Origin of the sequence: Bifidobacterium sp. UBA6881 (assembly GCA_002451435.1) — a bacterium.
GTDB lineage: Bacteria > Actinomycetota > Actinomycetes > Actinomycetales > Bifidobacteriaceae > Bifidobacterium.
The window spans coordinates 13,229-32,203 of record DKCF01000006.1 but is presented as its reverse complement, the minus strand read 5'-3'; the positions used below and the strand labels follow the sequence as shown (position 1 = coordinate 32,203).

The following is an 18,975-nucleotide window of genomic DNA, read 5'->3' as shown; positions in this document are numbered from 1 at the left end:
GACGCCGACCGCGTGCGTCTGGGCGCGCACCTTTCCGAAGGCACCACCGTCATGCACGCCGGATTCGTGAACTTCAACGCCGGCACGCTCGGTGTCTCCATGGTCGAAGGCCGCGTCTCCCAGGGCGTCGTCGTCGGCAACGGCTCCGACATCGGCGGCGGCGCGTCCATCATGGGCACCCTCTCCGGTGGCGGCAAGCTGAAGAACTCCATCGGCGAGCACTCCCTGCTCGGCGCGAACGCCGGCATCGGCATCTCGCTCGGCGACAACTGCGTGGTCGAAGCCGGCCTGTACGTCACCGCTGGCACCAAGGTCACCATCTACGACAAGGCCAAGGTCGCGGCCGGCGAACCGCTCGAAACCGTCAAGGGCGCCGAACTGTCGGGCAAGAACAACATCCTGTTCATCCGCAACTCCGTGTCCGGCCGCATCGAGGCCCGCTACCGCAAGACCGGCATCGAACTCAACGCGAAGCTGCACAAGAACTAAGCGAGCGAATGTGCGCGTCCGCGCGTCCCATGCGGCTTCCGCGGAGACTACAGAACCGCGGAGGCGTCGCGGCGGCCATGGAACATGCGTTCCATGGGATTCACGGAAACGGATGGGAATGGCCGTCGCATCTGCCGACCGTCCGCGAATTCCCGCGGAATCATGAACGATGGTGGTCGGGAATCATGATGGTTCCCGACCACCATCGCGTCATTGACGGTGAATATCGGTATCGTGAATGTGGATCATCGGAACGCCAAGCGAATGGGGAACGATTGAGAATCACATTGATCACCGTCGGCAAGGTGAAGGAACGGTACCTGCGCGACGCCATCGAGGAATATTCGAAACGACTGGGCCGGTACTGCAAGCTCGACATCGTCGAAGTCGCCGACGAGAAAACCCCGGAACATGCCAGCGAAGGCATGGAACGGCAGATCAAAGCCAAAGAAGGCGAACGCATCGCCAAGCACATCCGCGACGACGCCTACGTCATCGCGTTGGCCATCGAGGGCAGGCAGCTCACCAGCGAACAGCTCGCCGCGAAAATCAACGACCTCGGACTGCACGGCACCAGCCACATCCAGCTCATCATCGGCGGCTCGCTCGGGCTTGATCCTGCGATACTCAAGCGCGCCGACTATTTGCTGAGCTTCTCGAAGATGACGTTCCCGCACCAGCTGATGCGCGTCATCCTGTTGGAACAGATCTACCGCGCGTACAAGATCAACGCCGGCGAGCCCTACCATAAGTGATTTCGGAGGCGTCACCGCGCAAGCCGATATCCGTGACGACGCGAAGCGCGCCGGCCGGTGCGGAACGGTGGGCGCGCCGTCGCCCGCATTCAGGCAAAGTAGAAGCGGTTGCGTATACTCATGCCGTATGAGTGACTTCAGAAGCGAACGCGAGCAGCGGGAACGCCGTCGCCGCACCATGGTGCGCACGGTGTGCATCGTCATCGCCGCGGCGATGCTTCTGAGTCTGGTCATTCCCGCTATCTACGCGGGTCTTTGACCTCTGCTGTCCGCACGGTTCGAAGCGGGCTTATCTTCTCCGGCGCGATGCGACGCGCGAGGGCACGGGCAGGTTCGCGGCTCGTGAACGGGAGAAGTCCGAAAGCACGTGGAACACATCCCATGAATTGTGCGGGGGCTGTGAGCGGCTCCATGTCAGAACACGAAAAACACAGTAAGAAATGTATGGTGTAAACGATGGCAGAATTTGATTATTCCCACGCGATTGGCGAGGCTCGCGCCAAGTACGAATCCATTTCCAAGGCCCTCGACGTCGACCGTCTCAAGGCACAGGCCAAGGAACTCGAAACGCAGGCCGCGGAACCGGGCCTGTGGGACGATCCCGAACACGCGCAGAAGGTGACCAGCAAGCTTTCCGCCGTGCAGTCCCAGCTCAAGCGCCTCGCCTCCGCCGGCCAGCGCATCGAGGATGTGGAGACCCTCGTTGAACTCGGCCGGGAGGAAGACGACGCCGACACGCTCGCCGAGGCGCGCGCCGAGGTGGAGAGCATTCAGAAGGACCTCGACGACATGGAGATCCAGACCCTGCTCGACGGCGAATACGACGAGCGTTCCGCCGTCGTGACGATCCGCTCCGGCGCCGGTGGCGTCGATGCCGCGGACTTCGCGCAGATGCTGCTGCGCATGTATCTGCGCTGGGCTGAGCGCAACGGCTACAAGGCCAAGGTGATGGACACCTCCTATGCGGAAGAGGCCGGCATCAAGTCCGCCACGTTCCAGGTGGACGCTCCCTACGCCTACGGACGCATGAGCGTGGAAGGCGGCACGCACCGCCTGGTGCGCATCTCCCCGTTCGACAACCAGGGCCGCCGCCAGACCAGCTTCGCCGCCGTGGAGGTCGTGCCGCTGGTCGAGGCCACCGACCACATCGACGTGCCGGATTCCGAAATCCGCGTCGACACCTACTGCTCCTCCGGCCCCGGCGGCCAGGGCGTGAACACCACGTACTCCGCGGTGCGCATCACCCACATCCCGACCGGCATCGTCGTGACCATGCAGGACGAGCGCTCGCAGATCCAGAACCGCGCCGCCGCCATGGCCGTGCTGCAGTCCCGACTGCTGGTGCTGCGCCACGAGCAGGAGGCCAAGAAGAAGAAGGAGCTCGCCGGCGACATCAAGGCCAGCTGGGGCGACCAGATGCGTTCCTACGTGCTGCATCCGTACCAGATGGTCAAGGATCTGCGCACCGGATACGAGACCTCGCAGACCCAGGCCGTGTTCGACGGTGACATCGACGCGTTCATCGAGGCGGGCATCCGCTGGCGTCACGAACAGCGTCGCGCGGCCGCCGAAGAATCGGAAAACTAAGGTTCGGGCATAACGGCAGGCATCGTCTCAGCCGAAAGCGTAAAACGTCTTCGGCCGGGACGGGCAACAGATAAACCGGCAATAAAGGGGGAGTTCGATGGCGCTGATTTCGCTGGAACACGTGAGCAAGGTCTATCCGAAGAGCACTCGTCCCGCATTGGACGACATCAGTCTCAACGTCAAACGAGGTGATTTCGTCTTTCTGGTGGGCGCTTCCGGCTCCGGCAAAACCACATTGCTGAGTCTGCTGCTGCGTGAGGAGGAGGCCACCGACGGTGAGATCCACGTCGGCGGCAACGATCTGCGCCGTCTGTCGACGCGGCAGGTGCCGCATTACCGCCGCACCATCGGCTTTGTGTTCCAGGACTACAAGCTGCTGAACAACAAAACGGTGTGGGAGAACGTCGCGTTCGCATTGGAAGTGATCGGCACCAGCCGTTCCTCCATCAAATCGTTGGTGCCGAAGGTGCTGGAGACCGTTGGGCTCACCGGCAAGGAGAACAACTACCCGCAGGAGCTTTCCGGCGGCGAGGCGCAGCGTGTGGCCATCGCCCGCGCATATGTGAACCATCCGCAGATTCTGCTCGCCGACGAGCCCACCGGCAACCTCGATCCGACCACCTCGCTCGGCATCATGGAGGTGCTGGACGCCATCAACCGCACGGGAACCACCGTCGTCATGGCCACGCACAACGAGGAGATCGTCAACTCCATGCGCAAGCGCGTGGTCGAACTGCACAACGGCCGGATCGTGCGCGACGAGGAACACGGTTCCTACGATTCCGCACTGTATTTCCCTGATGCCGAAGTCGCTTCCAAGGCGCATCAGGCGTTGGGCGGCGGCCAGCGGAACGACGCGAAATACCGTCCGCAGGGCTCCGGGCATGGCGTGGCGGCTCCATCCGCCGACGCTCCGACGATCGGCATGGTCAACGTCGAAGGCTCGAACCGCGCCGAAACCGCGGCGAACGCGGTCAACATCGTGGCGGACGCCGTCACCAACGGCAGCGGCGATTCCGGAATCGCGCGTCTGGCCCGGACCGTGCACAACGGTCGCACCGGACGTTACGGCGAGGCATTCGCGCCCGCGGAAACGACCATGACCTGGGGCAAGGGGCTGAACCTCGCCGAATCCGCTACGAACCAGGAAACCGATGCGGCGCCGACCGATGCGGCGCCTGCCAGCACGGCACCCACGACCGATGCGGCGCCCGTCTCGCCGGTTCCGCCGGCACCGCCGGCCCCTCCGGCATCGCCGGCTTCGCAGGGAACGGAATCCTCGCAGCAGGCTGAATCCGCCGGCACCGCGGATCGCGGCGAGACCCGTGGCGAGGAAACCCGCAACGGGGAAACCGAGGAAGCTAAGGAGAACCACTGATGCGTTTGCGTTTCATCCTTTCCGAAACATGGAGCAGCCTCACCCGCAACGTGTCGATGATCATCTCCGTCACGTTGGTCACCTTCATCTCCTTCCTGTTCATCGGCGCCTCCACGCTGATGCAGGTGCAGGTCAACCAGGCCAAAGGGGAGTGGTACGACAAGGTCGAGGTCGTGGTGTGGCTGTGCCCTGATGGCACCAGCCAGGCGGCCACCTGCTCGACGGGCGCCGCGCCGACCGATCAGGAGATCGTCGATCTGGAGAACCTCATCCATGACGAGGCCGGCAAGGTCGTCTCCAAAATCACCTACGTGAGCCGCGAGGACTTCTACAAGAACACGTTCCTCAAGCAATACCCCAATGGCGTCTACCAAGGCAGAACGCTGACCGCCGCCGATATGCAGGCGTCGTTGCGCCTGAAACTCAGCGATCCGACCAAATACCAGGTGGTCTCCGAAATCCTGAGCGGACGCAACGGCGTCGAGGAGGTGCAGGACCAGCGCAAGATCTTCGATCCGGTGTTCACCGTGCTCAATCGCGCCACCGCGGTGGCTGTGGTGCTTGCGGGCGTGATGGTCGTCGTCGCGATTCTGCTGACGGGCACGACCATCCGCATGAGCGCCGCGTCCCGAAAGAACGAGACGGAGATCATGCGTCTGGTCGGTGCGTCGAATTGGACGATTCGATTGCCGTTCATCCTGGAAGGCGTGTTCGCGTCGTTGCTCGGCTCGGTGCTCGCGTCCGCGGCTCTGGGCGGCATCGTGAAGGTGTTCATCACCGATTGGCTCGCCAAAAACGTGCAATGGATACCGTTGATCACGCAGCGGTCGGTATGGATGGTCGCCCCGGCGCTGATTGTCGGCGCGGTGCTGCTTTCCATCATCGCCTCCGGATTCTCTTTGAGGAAGTATCTCAAGGTCTGACCAGATAGGGTACCGCACGTGCGAATCGACGTTCATGGCGGCGTGCGCGGGGACGGATGGTTCCCAGCGAACGCCGCTTGGATTTCGAGATGCGTTCTGTATAATGCCGAGCAGTGCCAATATGTTCAGGAAGGCTTTCATGTCAAGAAATGTAATTCGCAGGACACGTTCCATCGTGGGCGTCATGCTGTCGGCCACGATGCTGTGCGCCGCGGGCATGGCCACGATGACCGCGCCGGCGCCTGAAGCCAAGGCCGTGAGCGTATCCGAATACCAGTCGAAGGTCGCCGACCATGCCAAGCTGAAGGCACAGCTCGCCGGCGTGAGCAGCGATCTGGCCGACATCGTCCTGCAGCTTGCCGATTTGAACGACAATCAGATTCCCGCGGCGGTGAAGGCCGCCGAATCCGCGCAGCAGGCCGCGCAACAGGCGAAAAGCCAGGCCGAGGCCACCGCGGAACGACTGACCGCGGCCCAGCAGGACAAGGAGGATCTGGAAAAGGAGATCGAGCAGACCGGCGCGAACTACGATGACGCCAAGGCCGCGGTCGCGCAGCTTGCCAGGGAGAGCTTCCACGGCTCCGACGCCTCCGACGTGCTCGACGTGGTCACCAACGCCACCACGACGGACGAATTCGTCAGCAAGATGCAGTCCGAGGCGGCCGTCACCCGCAGTGAGGCGAACGCGGCCTCCGACGCCGCGAACGAGTTGAACACGTCGATGAACCGCAAGCAGCGTCTCAGCGCCATCGAAACCAAGATCACCCAGTTGAAGGCCGAGGCCGACAAGCAGGCCGATGCCGCGCAGCAGGCCGCCGACGCGGCAAGCGACAAGCAGGCCGAACTGCAACAGTTGCGCGATGAGGGTACGGCGAAACGCGAAAAGCTGGAATCGCAGAAAAGCCAGCTGACCACGCAAAGCGCAAAGGAAGCGGCCGAGATCGTCTCCATGAAGTCGCAGATCGACGCGATGAACAGCCAATACGCGAACAGCAGCAGCGCCGCGGCCACTCCGGGCAACAACCAGCAGCAGGTCAGCGGCGGTTCGTCGCAGTCCTCCGGCTCCTCAAGCGGTGGCTCCGCCGGCGGTTCGAGCGGCGGTGCTTCCAGTGGCGGCAGCTCCGGCGGTTCGGCTTCCAGCGGTTCGAGCGGTTCCAGTAACTCGGGCAGCTCGAATTCGGGCAACAGCGGCGGCGCCAGCGGTATGAACTATTCGGTTCCCGGCAACTGCCCGGCAGGCTCCGGATACTGCTATGGGCATAACACCGGCAACACGGTGGGCGGTTCCGCATACCCGGCACGTCAATGCACGTTGTGGGCGTATCTGCGCCGTTCCCAGCTCAGCCTTCCGGTGGGCTCCTACATGGGCAATGGCGGAGACTGGGCGAACACCGCGCGCAGCTTGGGGTATCTGGTCAACAACACGCCGCATGTCGGCGCGGCCATGGTGTTCGCGCGCGGCCAAAGCGTCGGAGGCCATTGGACCGCCGACTGGCAGTATGGCCACGTCGCCGTCGTGGAACGTGTGAACTCGGACGGCTCGGTGCTGATCTCCGAAGGCGGCACCGGATTCTCCACCTTCCCGGCATACGAGACCATTTCCAATTCCGGCGCATACCAGTACATCCACTACTGAAATCGCTGGCATCGCGTCGTCGGCACATGGTGCCGGCGGCGCATTGTCGAATCGGACGAAAGGAGGGAAACAATGGCCAAGGAACAGGGAACCAAGATGATCGCGCAGAACAAGAAGGCGCGTCACGACTATGCCATCGAAGACAAATACGAGGCCGGACTGGTATTGACCGGCACCGAGGTGAAATCCCTGCGCGAAGGACGCGCGTCATTGGCGGAATCGTTCATCACCATCGACAGGCGTGGCGAGATCTGGTTGGAAGGCGCCAACATTCCCGAATACCTCAACGGCACATGGAACAACCACGCGCCGAAGCGCAAGCGCAAGCTGCTGCTGCACGCCGCGCAGATCGACAAGCTCGCGCGTCAGACCCAGGCGAAGGGCTTCACCATCATTCCGCTCAGCCTGTATTTCAAGGATGGCCGCGTCAAGGCGGAAATCGCGCTCGCACGAGGCAAGAAGGAATTCGACAAGCGTCAGGCGCTGCGTGAGGCGCAGGACAAGCGCGAGGCCCTGCGTGCCATGCGGTACGCGAACAAAATGGTGCGCTGAATCCGTCCTGATTGCATCATGCAGGCATCCGGTAGGTGCTCAGAACGTCTGGTTTCCTTCCACGGCATGAAAGGAAGCCAGACGTTTTGCATTCTGCGATTCGTGAAATAGATTTTTTACGGAATATGGCCGCTTCGACCGGATTGTTCATCTATTTGTAGCTTGCCGCACCTATTCTATGATTCGAGTTCAATCGAGAAATGGATTCGAGCAAGAAGAAGGCAAGAAGGATATGCAATCGAAAAGGATTCTCAGGGCCACGGCCGCATGCGTGCTGAGCGCGGCCATGGTGTTCGGCACCGCGGCATGCGGCACCACCGATGGCAGCGACGACGCGTCCGCCGGCAAGTCCGGCGCGAAGTCGAGCGAGCTGACCGGCTACGATGTGTCCGGCGTGAAGAAGGACGACGATATCGCCAAGATGCTGCCTGATTACGTCACCAAGGACGGCAAGCTGACCATCGGCATGGACACCTCGTATGCGCCGGCGGAATTCCTCGCCTCCGACGGCAAGACGCCGGTCGGCTTCGACGTCGACATCGCGAAGGCCTTGGCGGGCGTGTTCGGACTGAAGGCCGACCCCGAGACCGCGAATTTCGATTCGATCATTCCCGCGGTCGGCGCGAAATACGATATCGGCATCTCCTCGTTCACCGTCACCAAGGAGCGTCTTGAGGCCGTCGACTTCGTCAGCCACTTCGACGCCGGCTCATCATGGGCGGTGAAGAAGGGCAATCCGAACAAGGTCGACACCTCTGACCTGTGCGGCAAGAAGGTGGCCGTGCAGACCGCCACCATGCAGGAGACCGAGGCGAACAAGATGGCCAAGCAGTGCAAGGCCGACGGCAAGCCCGAGATGGACGTGATCTCCAGCAAGCTGCAGACCGATGTGACCACCAACGTCGTCACCGGCAAGGCCGATGTGTTCTACGCGGATTCGCCGGTCGCCGGCTACGCCATCGCGCAGACCGATGGCGCTTTGGAGACCTTGGGCAAGGTCGAGGGCGTCGCTCCCGAAGGCATCGTCATCAAGAAGGGCGACAGTCAGATGGACAAGGCCGTGCAGGCCGCGCTGCAGAAGCTCATCGATGACGGCACGTATCTGAAGATCCTCAAGTATTGGGGCGTCGAGGACGGCGCGATCAGCAAGCCGGAGATCAATACGCCCGGCGAGTGAGCCGACCTATGAACGGGAGCATTCCGTAAAGGAATCGCCGGTGGCGGGAGATGCCGTCGGTCCCATCAGTTGACGTGCCAACATTCCGACGAATGATGAACCGCCTGTTTTCAGCCGACGTTTCGGCAGGGGACAGGCGATTCGCATATCCGGGCGCGTGGCGCCCATGGGCGGTCGTTCATCGGTGGGCCGTCCATAATCCGCATGATGTAACGCATCCGTAGCATGGAACGCTTATCTTGCCCCACAAGACCACAGTTTGTCCGGATTGTTTGTTGACTGGGTCTGGAGAGGGGATTGTGCCATGGCACTCAAGGAAATAAGAAGAATCATCGCATTGGCGTTGAGCGCGTCGATGCTGGTTGCGGTGGCGGCCTGCGGAACATCGGACGGCAAGGACTCCGACGCTTCGAGCGGCTCCGATTCCACGTCGAGCGCCACCGGTTACGACGTGTCCGGCGTGAAGAAGGATCCGCAGATCGCCAAGATGCTGCCGGAATCCGTCACCAAGGACGGCAAGCTGACCGTCGGCATGGACACGTCGTACGCCCCTGCGGAATTCCTCGCGGAGGACGGCAAGACCCCGGTCGGCTTCGATGTGGACTTCGTCAAGGCCATGGCGAACATCTTCGGGCTCAAGGCGGATCCGCAGACCGCGAATTTCGATTCGATCATTCCCGCCATCGGCTCCAAGTACGACATCGGTGTCTCCTCGTTCACCATCACTCCGGAACGTATGGATGCCGTCGATTTCGTCAGCATATTCAAGGCGGGCTCCACCTGGGTGGTGAAGAAGGGCAATCCGAACAAGGTCGACACCTCCGAGCTGTGCGGTCTGAAGATCGCGGTGCAGACGGGCACCACGCAGGAGGAGGAAGTCACCAAAGCCTCCAAGCAGTGCAAGGCCGACGGCAAGTCGGGCATCGAGATCCTGTCGAACAAGCTGCAGACCGATGTGACGACGAACGTGGCGACCGGCAAGGCCGATGTGTTCTATGCGGATTCGCCGGTCGCCGGCTACGCGATCTCCCAGACCAAGGGCACGTTGCAGGCCCTCGGCGAGGACGTCGGCGTCACCAAGGAGGCCGTTGCCGTCAAGAAGGGCGATTCCGCCACCGACAAGGCCGTGCAGGCGGCCATGCAGGAGCTCATGGACGACGGCACGTACATGAAGATCCTCAAGTACTGGGGCGCCGAATCCGGCGCGGTCGACAAGGCCGAGATCAATCCGACCGACATCAACGGCTGAGGCGGCTGTTGCCTAGTCGGCATCGTGCGCCGGATCCCATCCTGTCGGCGCGCGATGCCGCATCTGCCCTATATCCCGCGCGCATGCCGCTTACGATGCCGTCGATGGTGCGCGATAACCCCCTATGTGTATTATCGGGACGTATTGAGATACTGAAGATTTGTTATAGACGTCGATGGTTGGATGGCTGCCCGATGGCACGATTGCGCATTGCCGGAATCGCGCGCATGCGCGGATCCTCCGCCGATGGAAGACCATGAGCAGGGATGAGGAAAGGGAAGCCCGATTATGTCATTGAAACTCAAGTCCGTGGCCGCGCTCGCGCTGAGCGCCGCGATGATGCTGTCCGTCGGCGCGTGCGGCACCTCCGACGCCGATGATTCCGCAAGCGGTTCCGGTTCGTCCAATACCGTCACCGGCTACGATGTGAGCACCATCAAGAAGGATCCGGAGCTCGCCAAGCTGGTCGCCTCCGCCGATACCGTCAAGGACGGCGAGCTGTCGGCCGGCATGGAGCTTTCCTACGCTCCGGCGGAATTCTACGCGGAGGACGGCAAGACCGCGGTCGGCTACGACGTCGACATGACCAAGGCCATCGCCCAGACCCTCGGCCTGAAGCCGAAGATCGTGTCCGCGATGTTCGACACCATCATTCCTTCCATCGGCACCAAGTACGACCTGGGCATCACGGCCATGACCATCACCGAGGACCGCATGAAGTCCGTCGATTTCGTGAGCTACTACCGTGCCGGCTCCACCTGGGCGGTGAAGAAGGGCAATCCGAAGAAGCTCGACACCTCCAACATGTGCGGCGCCAAGATCGCCGTGCAGACCGGAACCGTGCAGGAGGACGAGGCCAACCAGATCGCCAAGGGCTGCAAGGCCGGCAACAAGGCCGAAGTGATGTCGTACAAGCGCCAGGCGGAAGCCGCCACCGCGGTGGCGACCGGCAAGGCCGATGTGTTCTACGCCGATTCGCCGGTGGCGGGCTACGCGATCTCCCAGACCGACGGCCAGCTTGAGGCCCTTGGCAAGGTCGAGGGCGTGGCCAAGCAGGGCATCGCCATCGAAAAGGGCAACACCCAGCTTGAGGAAGCCGTGCAGAAGGCCGTGCAGAAGCTTATGGACGATGGCACGTATATGAAGATCCTCAAGCACTGGGGCGTGGAATCCGGCGCTCTCGACAAGGCCGAGATCAATCCGTCGTCGCTCGACTGACTTCGGATGGCAACATATACGGCAAGGCACATCAGCTAGCAAAGGACATCAGCATTATGGCGAAGAAACAAGTCGACGGCGAAGGCCTCGATATTCCCAATCGCATCAAGGCGCTGCCCGTCAAACGCACCGGCCCGATCGTCGCGGCGGTCATCGTCGCGCTGCTTGCGGCGATGCTGGTGCAGGGGCTAATCACCAATCCTCGTTTCGAATGGGACGTGGTGTGGAAGTACCTGTTCAACGAGAACGTGCTTGAGGGCATCAAATACACACTGCTGCTCACCGTCATCTCCATGGTCATCGCCATCATCCTGGCGGTGGTCCTCGCGGTGATGCGCAAGTCCATCAACCCCGTGCTGCGCGGCGTGAGCTGGTTCTACATCTGGTTCTTCCGTGGAACCCCTGTGTACACGCAGCTGGTGTTCTGGGGACTGTTCGCCGTGCTGGTGCCGCGCATCGGCGTCGGCATCCCGTTCACATCCGTCGAATTCTGGAGCATCGATTCGCAGTCCGTCATCACCGCGTTCAACGCCGCATGGCTGGGCCTCGCCTTGAACGAGGCCGCGTATCTGGCGGAAATCGTGCGCGCCGGCCTTGAGGCCGTCGATCCGGGGCAGACGGAGGCCGCCAAGGCGCTCGGCATGAAGCGCTCGCTCATCATGCGCCGTATCGTGCTGCCCCAGGCGATGCGAATCATCATCCCGCCGACCGGCAATGAGTTCATCGGCATGCTCAAAACCACCTCGTTGGTCAACGCGGTGCCGTTCACGCTGGAACTGCAGTTCGCCACCACCGCGATCGCGACCCGTCTGTACAAGCCGATTCCGCTGCTGATCGTGGCCTGCATCTGGTACCTGGTGATCACCTCCATTCTGATGGTGGTCCAATCGCGGTTGGAAAAGCATTTCGGCAAGGGCTTCGACGCCCGTCCGGCCGGCGCGCGTGGCAAGCGCACCCCGCTGCCGGGCAAAACCGAGGGCGAACCGAAGGACGACATCAGCAAGCAGAACGAGGCCACGTTCGCTGGCATGACCGCGTGAAGGAGTGGCAATGACTGAAACAACCAAGAACAACGCATCATCCGGCATCGTTCCCGCGGTGAAGGCCACCCAGGTGCACAAGGCGTTCGGCAACCTGCATGTGCTCAAGGGCATCGATATGACGGTGATGCCGGGAACGGTGACGGTGATCCTCGGGCCTTCCGGTTCCGGCAAGTCCACGTTCCTGCGTCTGATCAACCAACTGGAGACGCTGACCGGCGGCGAAATCGACGTGGACGGCGAGATGATCGGCTACAAGTACGTCGAGAAGAACGGCCGGAAGGTGCTCCAGACCCTCAACGACAAGGAAGTGGCGGCGCAGCGTTCGAAGCTCGGCATGGTGTTCCAGCGCTTCAACCTGTTCCCGCACATGACGGCCCTCGAAAATGTGATGGAGGCGCCGGTTCACGTGCAGCACGTGAACAAGAAGGAGGCCCGCGAACGCGCCATCGCCGAGCTCAAGCGCGTGGGCATGGGCGAACGTCTCGACTACTACCCGTCGCAGCTTTCCGGTGGCCAGCAGCAGCGCGTCGCCATCGCACGCGCGTTGGCGATGAAGCCGGAGATCATGCTGTTCGACGAGCCGACGTCCGCGCTCGATCCCGAACTGGTGGGCGAGGTGCTCAACGTCATGCTGTCCCTCGCCAAGGAAGGCATGACGATGGTGGTCGTCACCCATGAGATCGGCTTCGCGCGCGAGGTCGCCGATCAGGTCGTGTTCATGGACGGCGGCGTGGTCGTGGAGAAGGGCGGCCCCGAGATCATCGACCATCCTACGGAGCCGCGGTTCAAGGACTTCCTGCAGCACGTGCTGTGAGTGCGTTCCCCACGGCGCGATAGCGCCATGACGCCGTTTCTTCTTGAATCGCAGCGTCGTGTGGCGTCGAGCAAAACGTTGAAAATCCCCCATGTTCGGACCCCGACATGGGGGATTTTCATATGTATGGCGAATTTTTGTGTTCATATATCAAAGGTTCCGGCGTATGACGCCATTCGGTTATGCGAATGACACAACCAACCGATAAGCTGAGAGACTATGTGTGGAATTGTTGGATATGCAGGAAAAGTGGAGACCGCGTGCGGCAAGCCTTTGGAGGTGTGCCTTCAGGGTTTGCGCCGTCTGGAGTACCGCGGCTATGATTCGGCCGGCGTCGCGCTGACCGCGCCGGGCATGGACCATGTGGCCGTGCGCAAGAAGGCCGGACGTCTCGCCAACCTCGTCGAGGACGTGGAACGCAACCCGATGCCGATGGCCACGGTGGGCATCGGCCATACCCGTTGGGCCACCAATGGCGTGCCGAACGATGTGAACGCGCATCCGCACACCTCCCGTGACGGCAAGATCGCCATCATCCACAACGGCATCATCGAAAACGCCTCCCAGCTGCGTCTCGACCTGCAGACCGAAGGCTACAGCTTCGCGTCCGACACCGATACCGAGGTCGCGGCGAAGCTGCTCGGCAAGATCAGCGACAAGATCATCGAGGAGACCGGCAAGCCGGACCTGTTCAAGGCCATCCGCCGCCTGGCGCGCATGCTGCAGGGCGCGTTCACCATTCTCGCCACCGATTGCCGCCAGCCTGACATCGTGGTCGGCGCGCGTCATGATTCGCCGCTGGTGGTCGGTCTTGGTGACGGTGAGAACTTCCTCGGCTCCGACGTCGCGGCGTTCGTGGCGTACACGAAGCGCGCGATGGAGGTCGACCAGGACCAGGCGGTGATGGTGTCCGCCGACAAGGTGGTCGTCACCGACTTCATGGGCAACGTCGTCGAGCATCCGAAGACCTACACGGTGGACTGGGACGCGTCCGCCGCGGAAAAGGGCGGTTGGGACTCCTTCATGGACAAGGAGATCCATGAGGATCCGGCCGCCGTGCAGCGCACGCTGCTCGGCCGCCTCGACAAGAACGGCAATCTCAACCTCGACGAAGTGCGCATCGAAGAACATGATTTCAAGGCGATCGACAAGATCATCGTCATCGCATGCGGCACCGCCGCCTACGCCGGCATGGTCGCCAAATACGCCATCGAGCATTGGGTGCGCATTCCGGTCGAGGTCGAGCTCGCCCACGAATTCCGTTACCGCGACCCGATTCTGACGCCGCGCACGCTGGTGGTGGCCATCTCACAGTCCGGCGAGACGATGGACACGCTGATGGCGTTGCGCCACGCCCGCGAGCAGGGTTCCAAGGTGCTGGCCATCTGCAATACGCAGGGCGCCTCCATTCCGCGCGAATCCGATGCGGTGCTGTACACGCACGCTGGCCCGGAAGTCGCCGTGGCCTCCACGAAGGCGTTCGTCGCGCAGATCACCGCCGCCTACGTGCTGGGCCTGTATCTGGCGCAGATCAAGGGCGCGATGTTCCGCGACGAGATCGCGCAGACGCTGGATTCGCTCAAGGAGATGCCCCGCAAAATCCAGTGGATCCTCGACACGCAGACCAATGCCATCCAGCAGGCGGCGGCCCAGATGGTCGATGCGAAGTCGTTCCTGTTCCTTGGCCGTCATGTCGGCTATCCGGTCGCCATGGAAGGCGCGCTGAAGCTCAAGGAGATCGCGTACACCTTCACCGAAGGCTTCGCCGCGGGCGAATTGAAGCACGGGCCGATCGCGCTGGTCGATGAGGGCGAGCCGGTGGTGTTCATCGTTCCGCCGGCGCGTGGCCGCAACGTGCTGCATTCCAAGGTGATCTCCGGCATCGAGGAGGTCAAGGCCCGTGGCGCGTACATCATCGCCGTGGCCGAGGAGCACGATCCCGACGTCGAGCGGTACGCCGACGTGGTGTTCTGGCGTCCGGCGTGCCCGACGCTGATGAGTCCGCTTGTGGACGTGGTGCCGCTGCAGCTGTTCGCCATGGATATGGCCAAGCTCAAGAACTACGACGTCGACAAGCCGCGCAACCTAGCGAAGTCCGTCACCGTTGAGTGACCGTCCGCTCAGGCGGCATCGATACGTGACCGAAGAACCTCATATTCCCCTCGAATATGAGGTTCTTTATGAGGATGCCGGCATCATCGTCATCGACAAGCCGCATTTCCTCGCGACCACGCCACGAGGCATGTGGTACCGCGAGACCGCGCTGATTCGGCTGCGCGAACAATACGGGGAGCCGGACATCGTCCCCGCGCACCGTCTCGACCGTCTTACCGCCGGAATCGTCGTGTTCGTGCGCAAACCGGAACTGCGCGGCGCGTACCAGATGCTGTTCCAGAACCATCGGACGGTCAAAACCTACGAATGCCTCGCGCCGCTCGCACCGGAACGCCGGCCGCGGTACGGCACCGTCGAACGCGTCGATCGCGCGCATCCGTTCCCGCTGCTGCGCCGGTCGCACATCAACAAGGACCGTGGGCGTCTTCAGGCATACGAAACGCCAGGCATAGTCAACGCGCAGACGCTGATCGAACGGGGGAGCGCGGTACGGCACATCGACGGCAAACCATACGTGAACTACGTGTTGCATCCGCTGACCGGCAAAACGCACCAATTGCGCGTGCATATGAACGCATTGGATCTGCCGATCCTCGGAGACGACTTCTACCCGCGCGTCATCGAACGCGCCTACGACGATTTCGCACGTCCGCTGGCCCTGGTGGCGCGCGAGCTGCGCTTCACCGATCCGGTGGACGGCACGCCGCGCGTCTTCGTGTCTTCCATGGCGTTGGACCGCGCATAACAGCATCCGAGTGGCATGGCGGCGGGCGGGCGTTTTTTCATGGGTCGTTCCGTTGATGCGGCCGTCGTCATTACCGTGGCACGCCCTGCGTGGGGCCGCTTCTGTGCGGGCGTGCTCGCACGTTGCTGCCATGGGCGCTCGCGCATTGCGGCTTTCGTGCCCATGTCCGCGGATCTGCCGTCTGGCCGGCGTTCTTCCCCCCATGTAACTTCCTAGTAATTGGACATTCACATTGCGTACATGCTTCATATGGCTACCATGATTGTCTATATTCGGTGGAATCCACCCCCGAACGAAAGAGAACGAGAAGACACATGAACAACATCTCCAAGGCGATTCGCGGCATTGTCGACCGATACAACGGCGCGTCGCTGATCATCCGCATCATCGTCGGTCTGCTCGCCGGCACGGTGCTGGCGCTCACCGCGCCGCACATGACCTGGGTCGGCGAACTCGGCACGCTGTTCGTCAGCGCCCTGAAAGCGGTGGCTCCCATTCTGGTGTTCGTGCTGGTGGCCAGCGCCCTCGCGCAGGGTACGTCCAAGCTCGACAAGCGCTTCGGCACGGTCATCTTCCTGTATCTGTTCACCACGTTCCTGTCGGCGGTGGTGGCCGTGCTCACTTCGCGCGCCTTCCCCCAGACCCTGTCGCTCGGCAAGGCGGCGAAGGCCGATGTGGTGCCCAAAGGGCTGTCCGAAGTGGTGCAGACGCTGCTGACCAACATCGTGGCCAACCCGATTCAGGCGATGATCGACGGCAATTACATCTGCATTCTGATGTGGGCGTGCCTGTTCGGCCTCGCCATGAAGGGCATCGCCAATGAAAGCTCCAAGGCGTTTCTGGCCAATGTGGCGGACGGCGTCTCCCAGGTGATTCGCTGGGTCATCAACCTCGCCCCGTTCGGCATCATGGGTCTTGTGTTCACCAATGTGTCCGAAAACGGTCTGGAGGCGTTCACCCGGTATGGCAGCCTGCTGTTGCTGCTGGTCGGCACCATGCTGCTCATGGTGCTGGTGTTCGGCCCGCTGGTCATCTTCCTGTACCTGCGCCGCAACCCGTACCCGCTGGTGTACCGCTGCTTCAAGGAATCCGGACTGACCGCGTTCTTCACCCGTTCCTCCGCGGCGAACATTCCGGTGAACATGCAGCTGTGCGAAAAGCTCGGCCTCGACAAAGACATGTACTCCGTGTCCATTCCGCTGGGCGCCACCATCAACATGAACGGCGCGGCGATCACCATCACCATCATGTCCATGGCGGCCGCGAACACGCTGGGCATCCAGATCTCCCTGCCGGCGGCGATTCTGCTGTCGGTGGTCTCCGCATTGGGCGCATGCGGCGCCTCGGGCGTGGCCGGCGGCTCCCTGTTGCTGATTCCGATGGCCTGCTCGCTGTTCGGCATCGACAACAACATCGCCATGCAGGTGGTCGGCGTCGGCTTCATCATCGGCGTCATCCAGGATTCCGTGGAGACCTGCCTGAACTCCGCGTCCGACGTGGAATTCGCGGCGACCGCCGAATACCATTCGTGGATCAAGCAGGGACGTCGGCTGCCCGCGTTCATGTACTCCAGGAAGGAACGCCGCAAGCTCGGCATCGAAGGCTGACTCCGTATTCTCTGCGTTTCCCGTGTCTTTCGACGGGAACTTCCCTGTAAAAGGGTGCCATGGCGCGGCTGCGGGCCATGGCACCCTTTTGTCGTATCAGTGTTGATTGATTGCCGATAATACGATGGTTCCAGATTGTTTGCGTGAATAATCTACCGTGCATTTGTAATTGAATAACATTGGAAAATCAAGGAAATTCCATTTGTTTGCGTAAACATTCCATTTGTGTTATGCTCGATGCCGTAAGCGAAGGTCTCTCATAGGAGGCATTCACTTGGGTATCTGGTATAGGGGCTGGATATAGAGAAAGGATAGAACGATGAAGTTCACCAAGCAGATCATCGCGATGGTCGGTGCCACGGCAATGCTCGTGCCGCTGGCCGCATGCGGAGGCTCCGATTCGTCTTCGAAGCAGCCGACTCAGGAAAGCGACGTCAAGGAAATCACCGTCTGGGCATGGGAGCCGACGCTGACCCAGGTGGCCAAGGACTATCAGAAGAAGACCGGCATCAAGGTCAATCTGAAGAACGTCGGTACCAACACCAAGGAATACACCCAGCTCGACAACGCCATCGAGGCAGGTTCCGGCGCTCCTGACGTGGCGCAGATCGAATACTACGCGATTCCGCAGTACGCCATCAAGGGCAACCTGCTGGACATCACCGACAAGACCTCCGGCTACAAGGACTTCTACACCCCCGGCCCGTGGGCATCCGTGCAGTTCGCCGGCAAGGTCTACGGCCTGCCGATGGATTCCGGCCCGATGGCCTTCTTCTACAACAAGGAGGTCTTCGACAAGGCGGGCGTTGACGCCGAGTCCATCAAGACCTGGGACCAGTACTACGAGGCCGCCAAGAAGATTCACGCCCTCGGCGACAACTACTACATCACCTCCGATTCCGGTGACGGCGGCTTCTACGACTCCATGATCTGGCTTGCCGGCGGCCAGCCGTTCAAGACCTCGTCCGACGGCTCCGAGGTGACGATCAACCTGACCGGCGATTCCGGTACCAAGAAGTTCAACGAATTCTGGCAGAAGATGCTGGATGAGGGCCTGATCGACACCAAGACCACCGGCTGGTCCGAGGATTGGTTCAAGGGCATGGTCGACGGCACGATCGCCTCGCTGTTCACCGGCGCTTGGATGCCTGCCAACCTTGCCAACTCCGCCGCGGGCGGTGCCGGCAAGTGGCGCGTGACCCAGATGCCGACCGCCGACGGCTCCACCACGAACGCCGAAAACGGCGGTTCCTCGCTGGCTGTGCTCTCCTCCTCCAAGAAGGCCAAGGCCGCATACGACTTCATCAAGTACGCGAACCACGATGGTGGCGTCGCCACCCGTGTCGCCGGCGGCGCGTTCCCGGCCGACAAGAAGTCCATGGAGTCCGATTCCTTCAAGAACGCCACGACCGTGAAGAACGCCGATGGCGAGGATGTCGACTACTTCGGTGGCCAGAAGTACAACGAGGTTCTTGCCCAGGCGGCCGAGAACGTGTCTTCCGACTACCAGTTCCTGCCGTTCGAGGTCAAGGCCCGCAGCGTCTTCGGCGACTACTTCGGCAAGAGCTACACCAGCAACCAGAAGCTGAGCGACAGCGCGTCCGCTTGGCAGAAGGCTCTGCAGGATTACGGCAAGGAGCAGGGCTTCACCGTGAAGTGATTGTTCCCGCCGTATGAAGCGGTAATG

Annotated in this window: 17 protein-coding genes; all 17 read left to right on the top strand. The window is 61.8% G+C overall.

Annotation, left to right across the window (positions count from 1 at the left end; genetic code table 11):
- The coding region (locus B3C64_RS00400) for a DapH/DapD/GlmU-related protein (RefSeq protein ID WP_291532961.1) at positions 1–489 on the top strand (489 nt) is incomplete at its 5' end.
- Positions 490–764: 275 nt separating this feature from the next.
- The gene (gene rlmH, locus B3C64_RS00395) at positions 765–1,244 is read left to right on the top strand and encodes a 23S rRNA (pseudouridine(1915)-N(3))-methyltransferase RlmH (RefSeq protein WP_291532960.1); all 480 of its coding nucleotides are present in this window, start codon (positions 765–767) and stop codon (positions 1,242–1,244) included.
- A 127-nt stretch (positions 1,245–1,371) separates the two neighbouring features.
- On the top strand, positions 1,372–1,503 hold the full coding sequence (locus tag B3C64_RS00390) for a hypothetical protein (RefSeq protein WP_291532959.1): 132 nt from the start codon (positions 1,372–1,374) through the stop codon (positions 1,501–1,503).
- 197 nt (positions 1,504–1,700) lie between these two features.
- The gene (gene prfB, locus B3C64_RS00385; RefSeq protein ID WP_291532958.1) at positions 1,701–2,831 is read left to right on the top strand and encodes a peptide chain release factor 2; all 1,131 of its coding nucleotides are present in this window, start codon (positions 1,701–1,703) and stop codon (positions 2,829–2,831) included.
- Between the two features lie 97 nt (positions 2,832–2,928).
- Complete coding sequence (gene ftsE, locus B3C64_RS00380; protein WP_291532957.1) at positions 2,929–4,209, top strand: cell division ATP-binding protein FtsE; 1,281 nt, start codon at positions 2,929–2,931, stop codon at positions 4,207–4,209.
- Positions 4,209–5,132 carry a permease-like cell division protein FtsX gene (gene ftsX / locus B3C64_RS00375; protein ID WP_291532956.1) on the top strand — a complete coding sequence of 308 codons (924 nt, stop codon included), beginning with the start codon at positions 4,209–4,211 and terminating at the stop codon, positions 5,130–5,132. Before ftsE ends, ftsX begins: the two co-directional genes overlap by 1 nt.
- 139 nt (positions 5,133–5,271) lie before the next feature.
- A complete protein-coding gene (locus B3C64_RS00370; RefSeq protein WP_291532955.1) occupies positions 5,272–6,768 on the top strand; it encodes a CHAP domain-containing protein in 1,497 nt (498 codons plus the stop codon).
- A gap of 72 nt (positions 6,769–6,840) precedes the next feature.
- A complete protein-coding gene (gene smpB, locus B3C64_RS00365; protein ID WP_291532954.1) occupies positions 6,841–7,320 on the top strand; it encodes an SsrA-binding protein SmpB in 480 nt (159 codons plus the stop codon).
- 232 nt (positions 7,321–7,552) lie between these two features.
- Positions 7,553–8,497 carry an ABC transporter substrate-binding protein gene (locus B3C64_RS00360; RefSeq protein ID WP_291532953.1) on the top strand — a complete coding sequence of 315 codons (945 nt, stop codon included), beginning with the start codon at positions 7,553–7,555 and terminating at the stop codon, positions 8,495–8,497.
- Positions 8,498–8,801: 304 nt separating this feature from the next.
- Positions 8,802–9,746, top strand: coding sequence for an ABC transporter substrate-binding protein (locus tag B3C64_RS00355; RefSeq protein ID WP_291532952.1), 945 nt, complete (start codon positions 8,802–8,804; stop codon positions 9,744–9,746).
- A gap of 288 nt (positions 9,747–10,034) precedes the next feature.
- Positions 10,035–10,964, top strand: coding sequence for an ABC transporter substrate-binding protein (locus tag B3C64_RS00350; protein WP_291532951.1), 930 nt, complete (start codon positions 10,035–10,037; stop codon positions 10,962–10,964).
- 56 nt (positions 10,965–11,020) lie between these two features.
- Positions 11,021–12,004 carry an amino acid ABC transporter permease gene (locus B3C64_RS00345; protein ID WP_291532950.1) on the top strand — a complete coding sequence of 328 codons (984 nt, stop codon included), beginning with the start codon at positions 11,021–11,023 and terminating at the stop codon, positions 12,002–12,004.
- Positions 12,005–12,014: 10 nt separating this feature from the next.
- Positions 12,015–12,821 (top strand): amino acid ABC transporter ATP-binding protein, encoded by an 807-nt coding sequence (locus B3C64_RS00340; RefSeq protein WP_291532949.1) that lies wholly within the window; start codon positions 12,015–12,017, stop codon positions 12,819–12,821.
- Between the two features lie 219 nt (positions 12,822–13,040).
- A complete protein-coding gene (gene glmS, locus B3C64_RS00335) occupies positions 13,041–14,933 on the top strand; it encodes a glutamine--fructose-6-phosphate transaminase (isomerizing) (protein WP_291532948.1) in 1,893 nt (630 codons plus the stop codon).
- Positions 14,934–14,958: 25 nt separating this feature from the next.
- Positions 14,959–15,681, top strand: coding sequence for a pseudouridine synthase (locus B3C64_RS00330; protein WP_291532947.1), 723 nt, complete (start codon positions 14,959–14,961; stop codon positions 15,679–15,681).
- 314 nt (positions 15,682–15,995) lie between these two features.
- The gene (gene sstT, locus B3C64_RS00325) at positions 15,996–17,288 is read left to right on the top strand and encodes a serine/threonine transporter SstT (RefSeq protein ID WP_291532946.1); all 1,293 of its coding nucleotides are present in this window, start codon (positions 15,996–15,998) and stop codon (positions 17,286–17,288) included.
- A gap of 319 nt (positions 17,289–17,607) precedes the next feature.
- Positions 17,608–18,948, top strand: a complete 1,341-nt coding sequence (locus B3C64_RS00320; RefSeq protein WP_291532945.1) for an ABC transporter substrate-binding protein — start codon at positions 17,608–17,610, stop codon at positions 18,946–18,948.
- The last annotated feature ends 27 nt before the right edge of the window (positions 18,949–18,975 follow it).

Excerpts from the sequence above, each read along its gene's own strand:
- B3C64_RS00390 (WP_291532959.1), top strand. The coding sequence starts at position 1,372 with ATGAGTGACTTCAGAAGCGAACGCGAGCAGCGGGAACGCCGTCGCCGC.
- prfB (WP_291532958.1), top strand. The coding sequence starts at position 1,701 with ATGGCAGAATTTGATTATTCCCACGCGATTGGCGAGGCTCGCGCCAAG.
- ftsE (WP_291532957.1), top strand. The coding sequence starts at position 2,929 with ATGGCGCTGATTTCGCTGGAACACGTGAGCAAGGTCTATCCGAAGAGC.
- ftsX (WP_291532956.1), top strand. The coding sequence starts at position 4,209 with ATGCGTTTGCGTTTCATCCTTTCCGAAACATGGAGCAGCCTCACCCGC.
- B3C64_RS00370 (WP_291532955.1), top strand. The coding sequence starts at position 5,272 with ATGTCAAGAAATGTAATTCGCAGGACACGTTCCATCGTGGGCGTCATG.
- smpB (WP_291532954.1), top strand. The coding sequence starts at position 6,841 with ATGGCCAAGGAACAGGGAACCAAGATGATCGCGCAGAACAAGAAGGCG.
- B3C64_RS00360 (WP_291532953.1), top strand. The coding sequence starts at position 7,553 with ATGCAATCGAAAAGGATTCTCAGGGCCACGGCCGCATGCGTGCTGAGC.
- B3C64_RS00355 (WP_291532952.1), top strand. The coding sequence starts at position 8,802 with ATGGCACTCAAGGAAATAAGAAGAATCATCGCATTGGCGTTGAGCGCG.
- B3C64_RS00350 (WP_291532951.1), top strand. The coding sequence starts at position 10,035 with ATGTCATTGAAACTCAAGTCCGTGGCCGCGCTCGCGCTGAGCGCCGCG.
- B3C64_RS00345 (WP_291532950.1), top strand. The coding sequence starts at position 11,021 with ATGGCGAAGAAACAAGTCGACGGCGAAGGCCTCGATATTCCCAATCGC.
- B3C64_RS00340 (WP_291532949.1), top strand. The coding sequence starts at position 12,015 with ATGACTGAAACAACCAAGAACAACGCATCATCCGGCATCGTTCCCGCG.
- glmS (WP_291532948.1), top strand. The coding sequence starts at position 13,041 with ATGTGTGGAATTGTTGGATATGCAGGAAAAGTGGAGACCGCGTGCGGC.
- sstT (WP_291532946.1), top strand. The coding sequence starts at position 15,996 with ATGAACAACATCTCCAAGGCGATTCGCGGCATTGTCGACCGATACAAC.
- B3C64_RS00320 (WP_291532945.1), top strand. The coding sequence starts at position 17,608 with ATGAAGTTCACCAAGCAGATCATCGCGATGGTCGGTGCCACGGCAATG.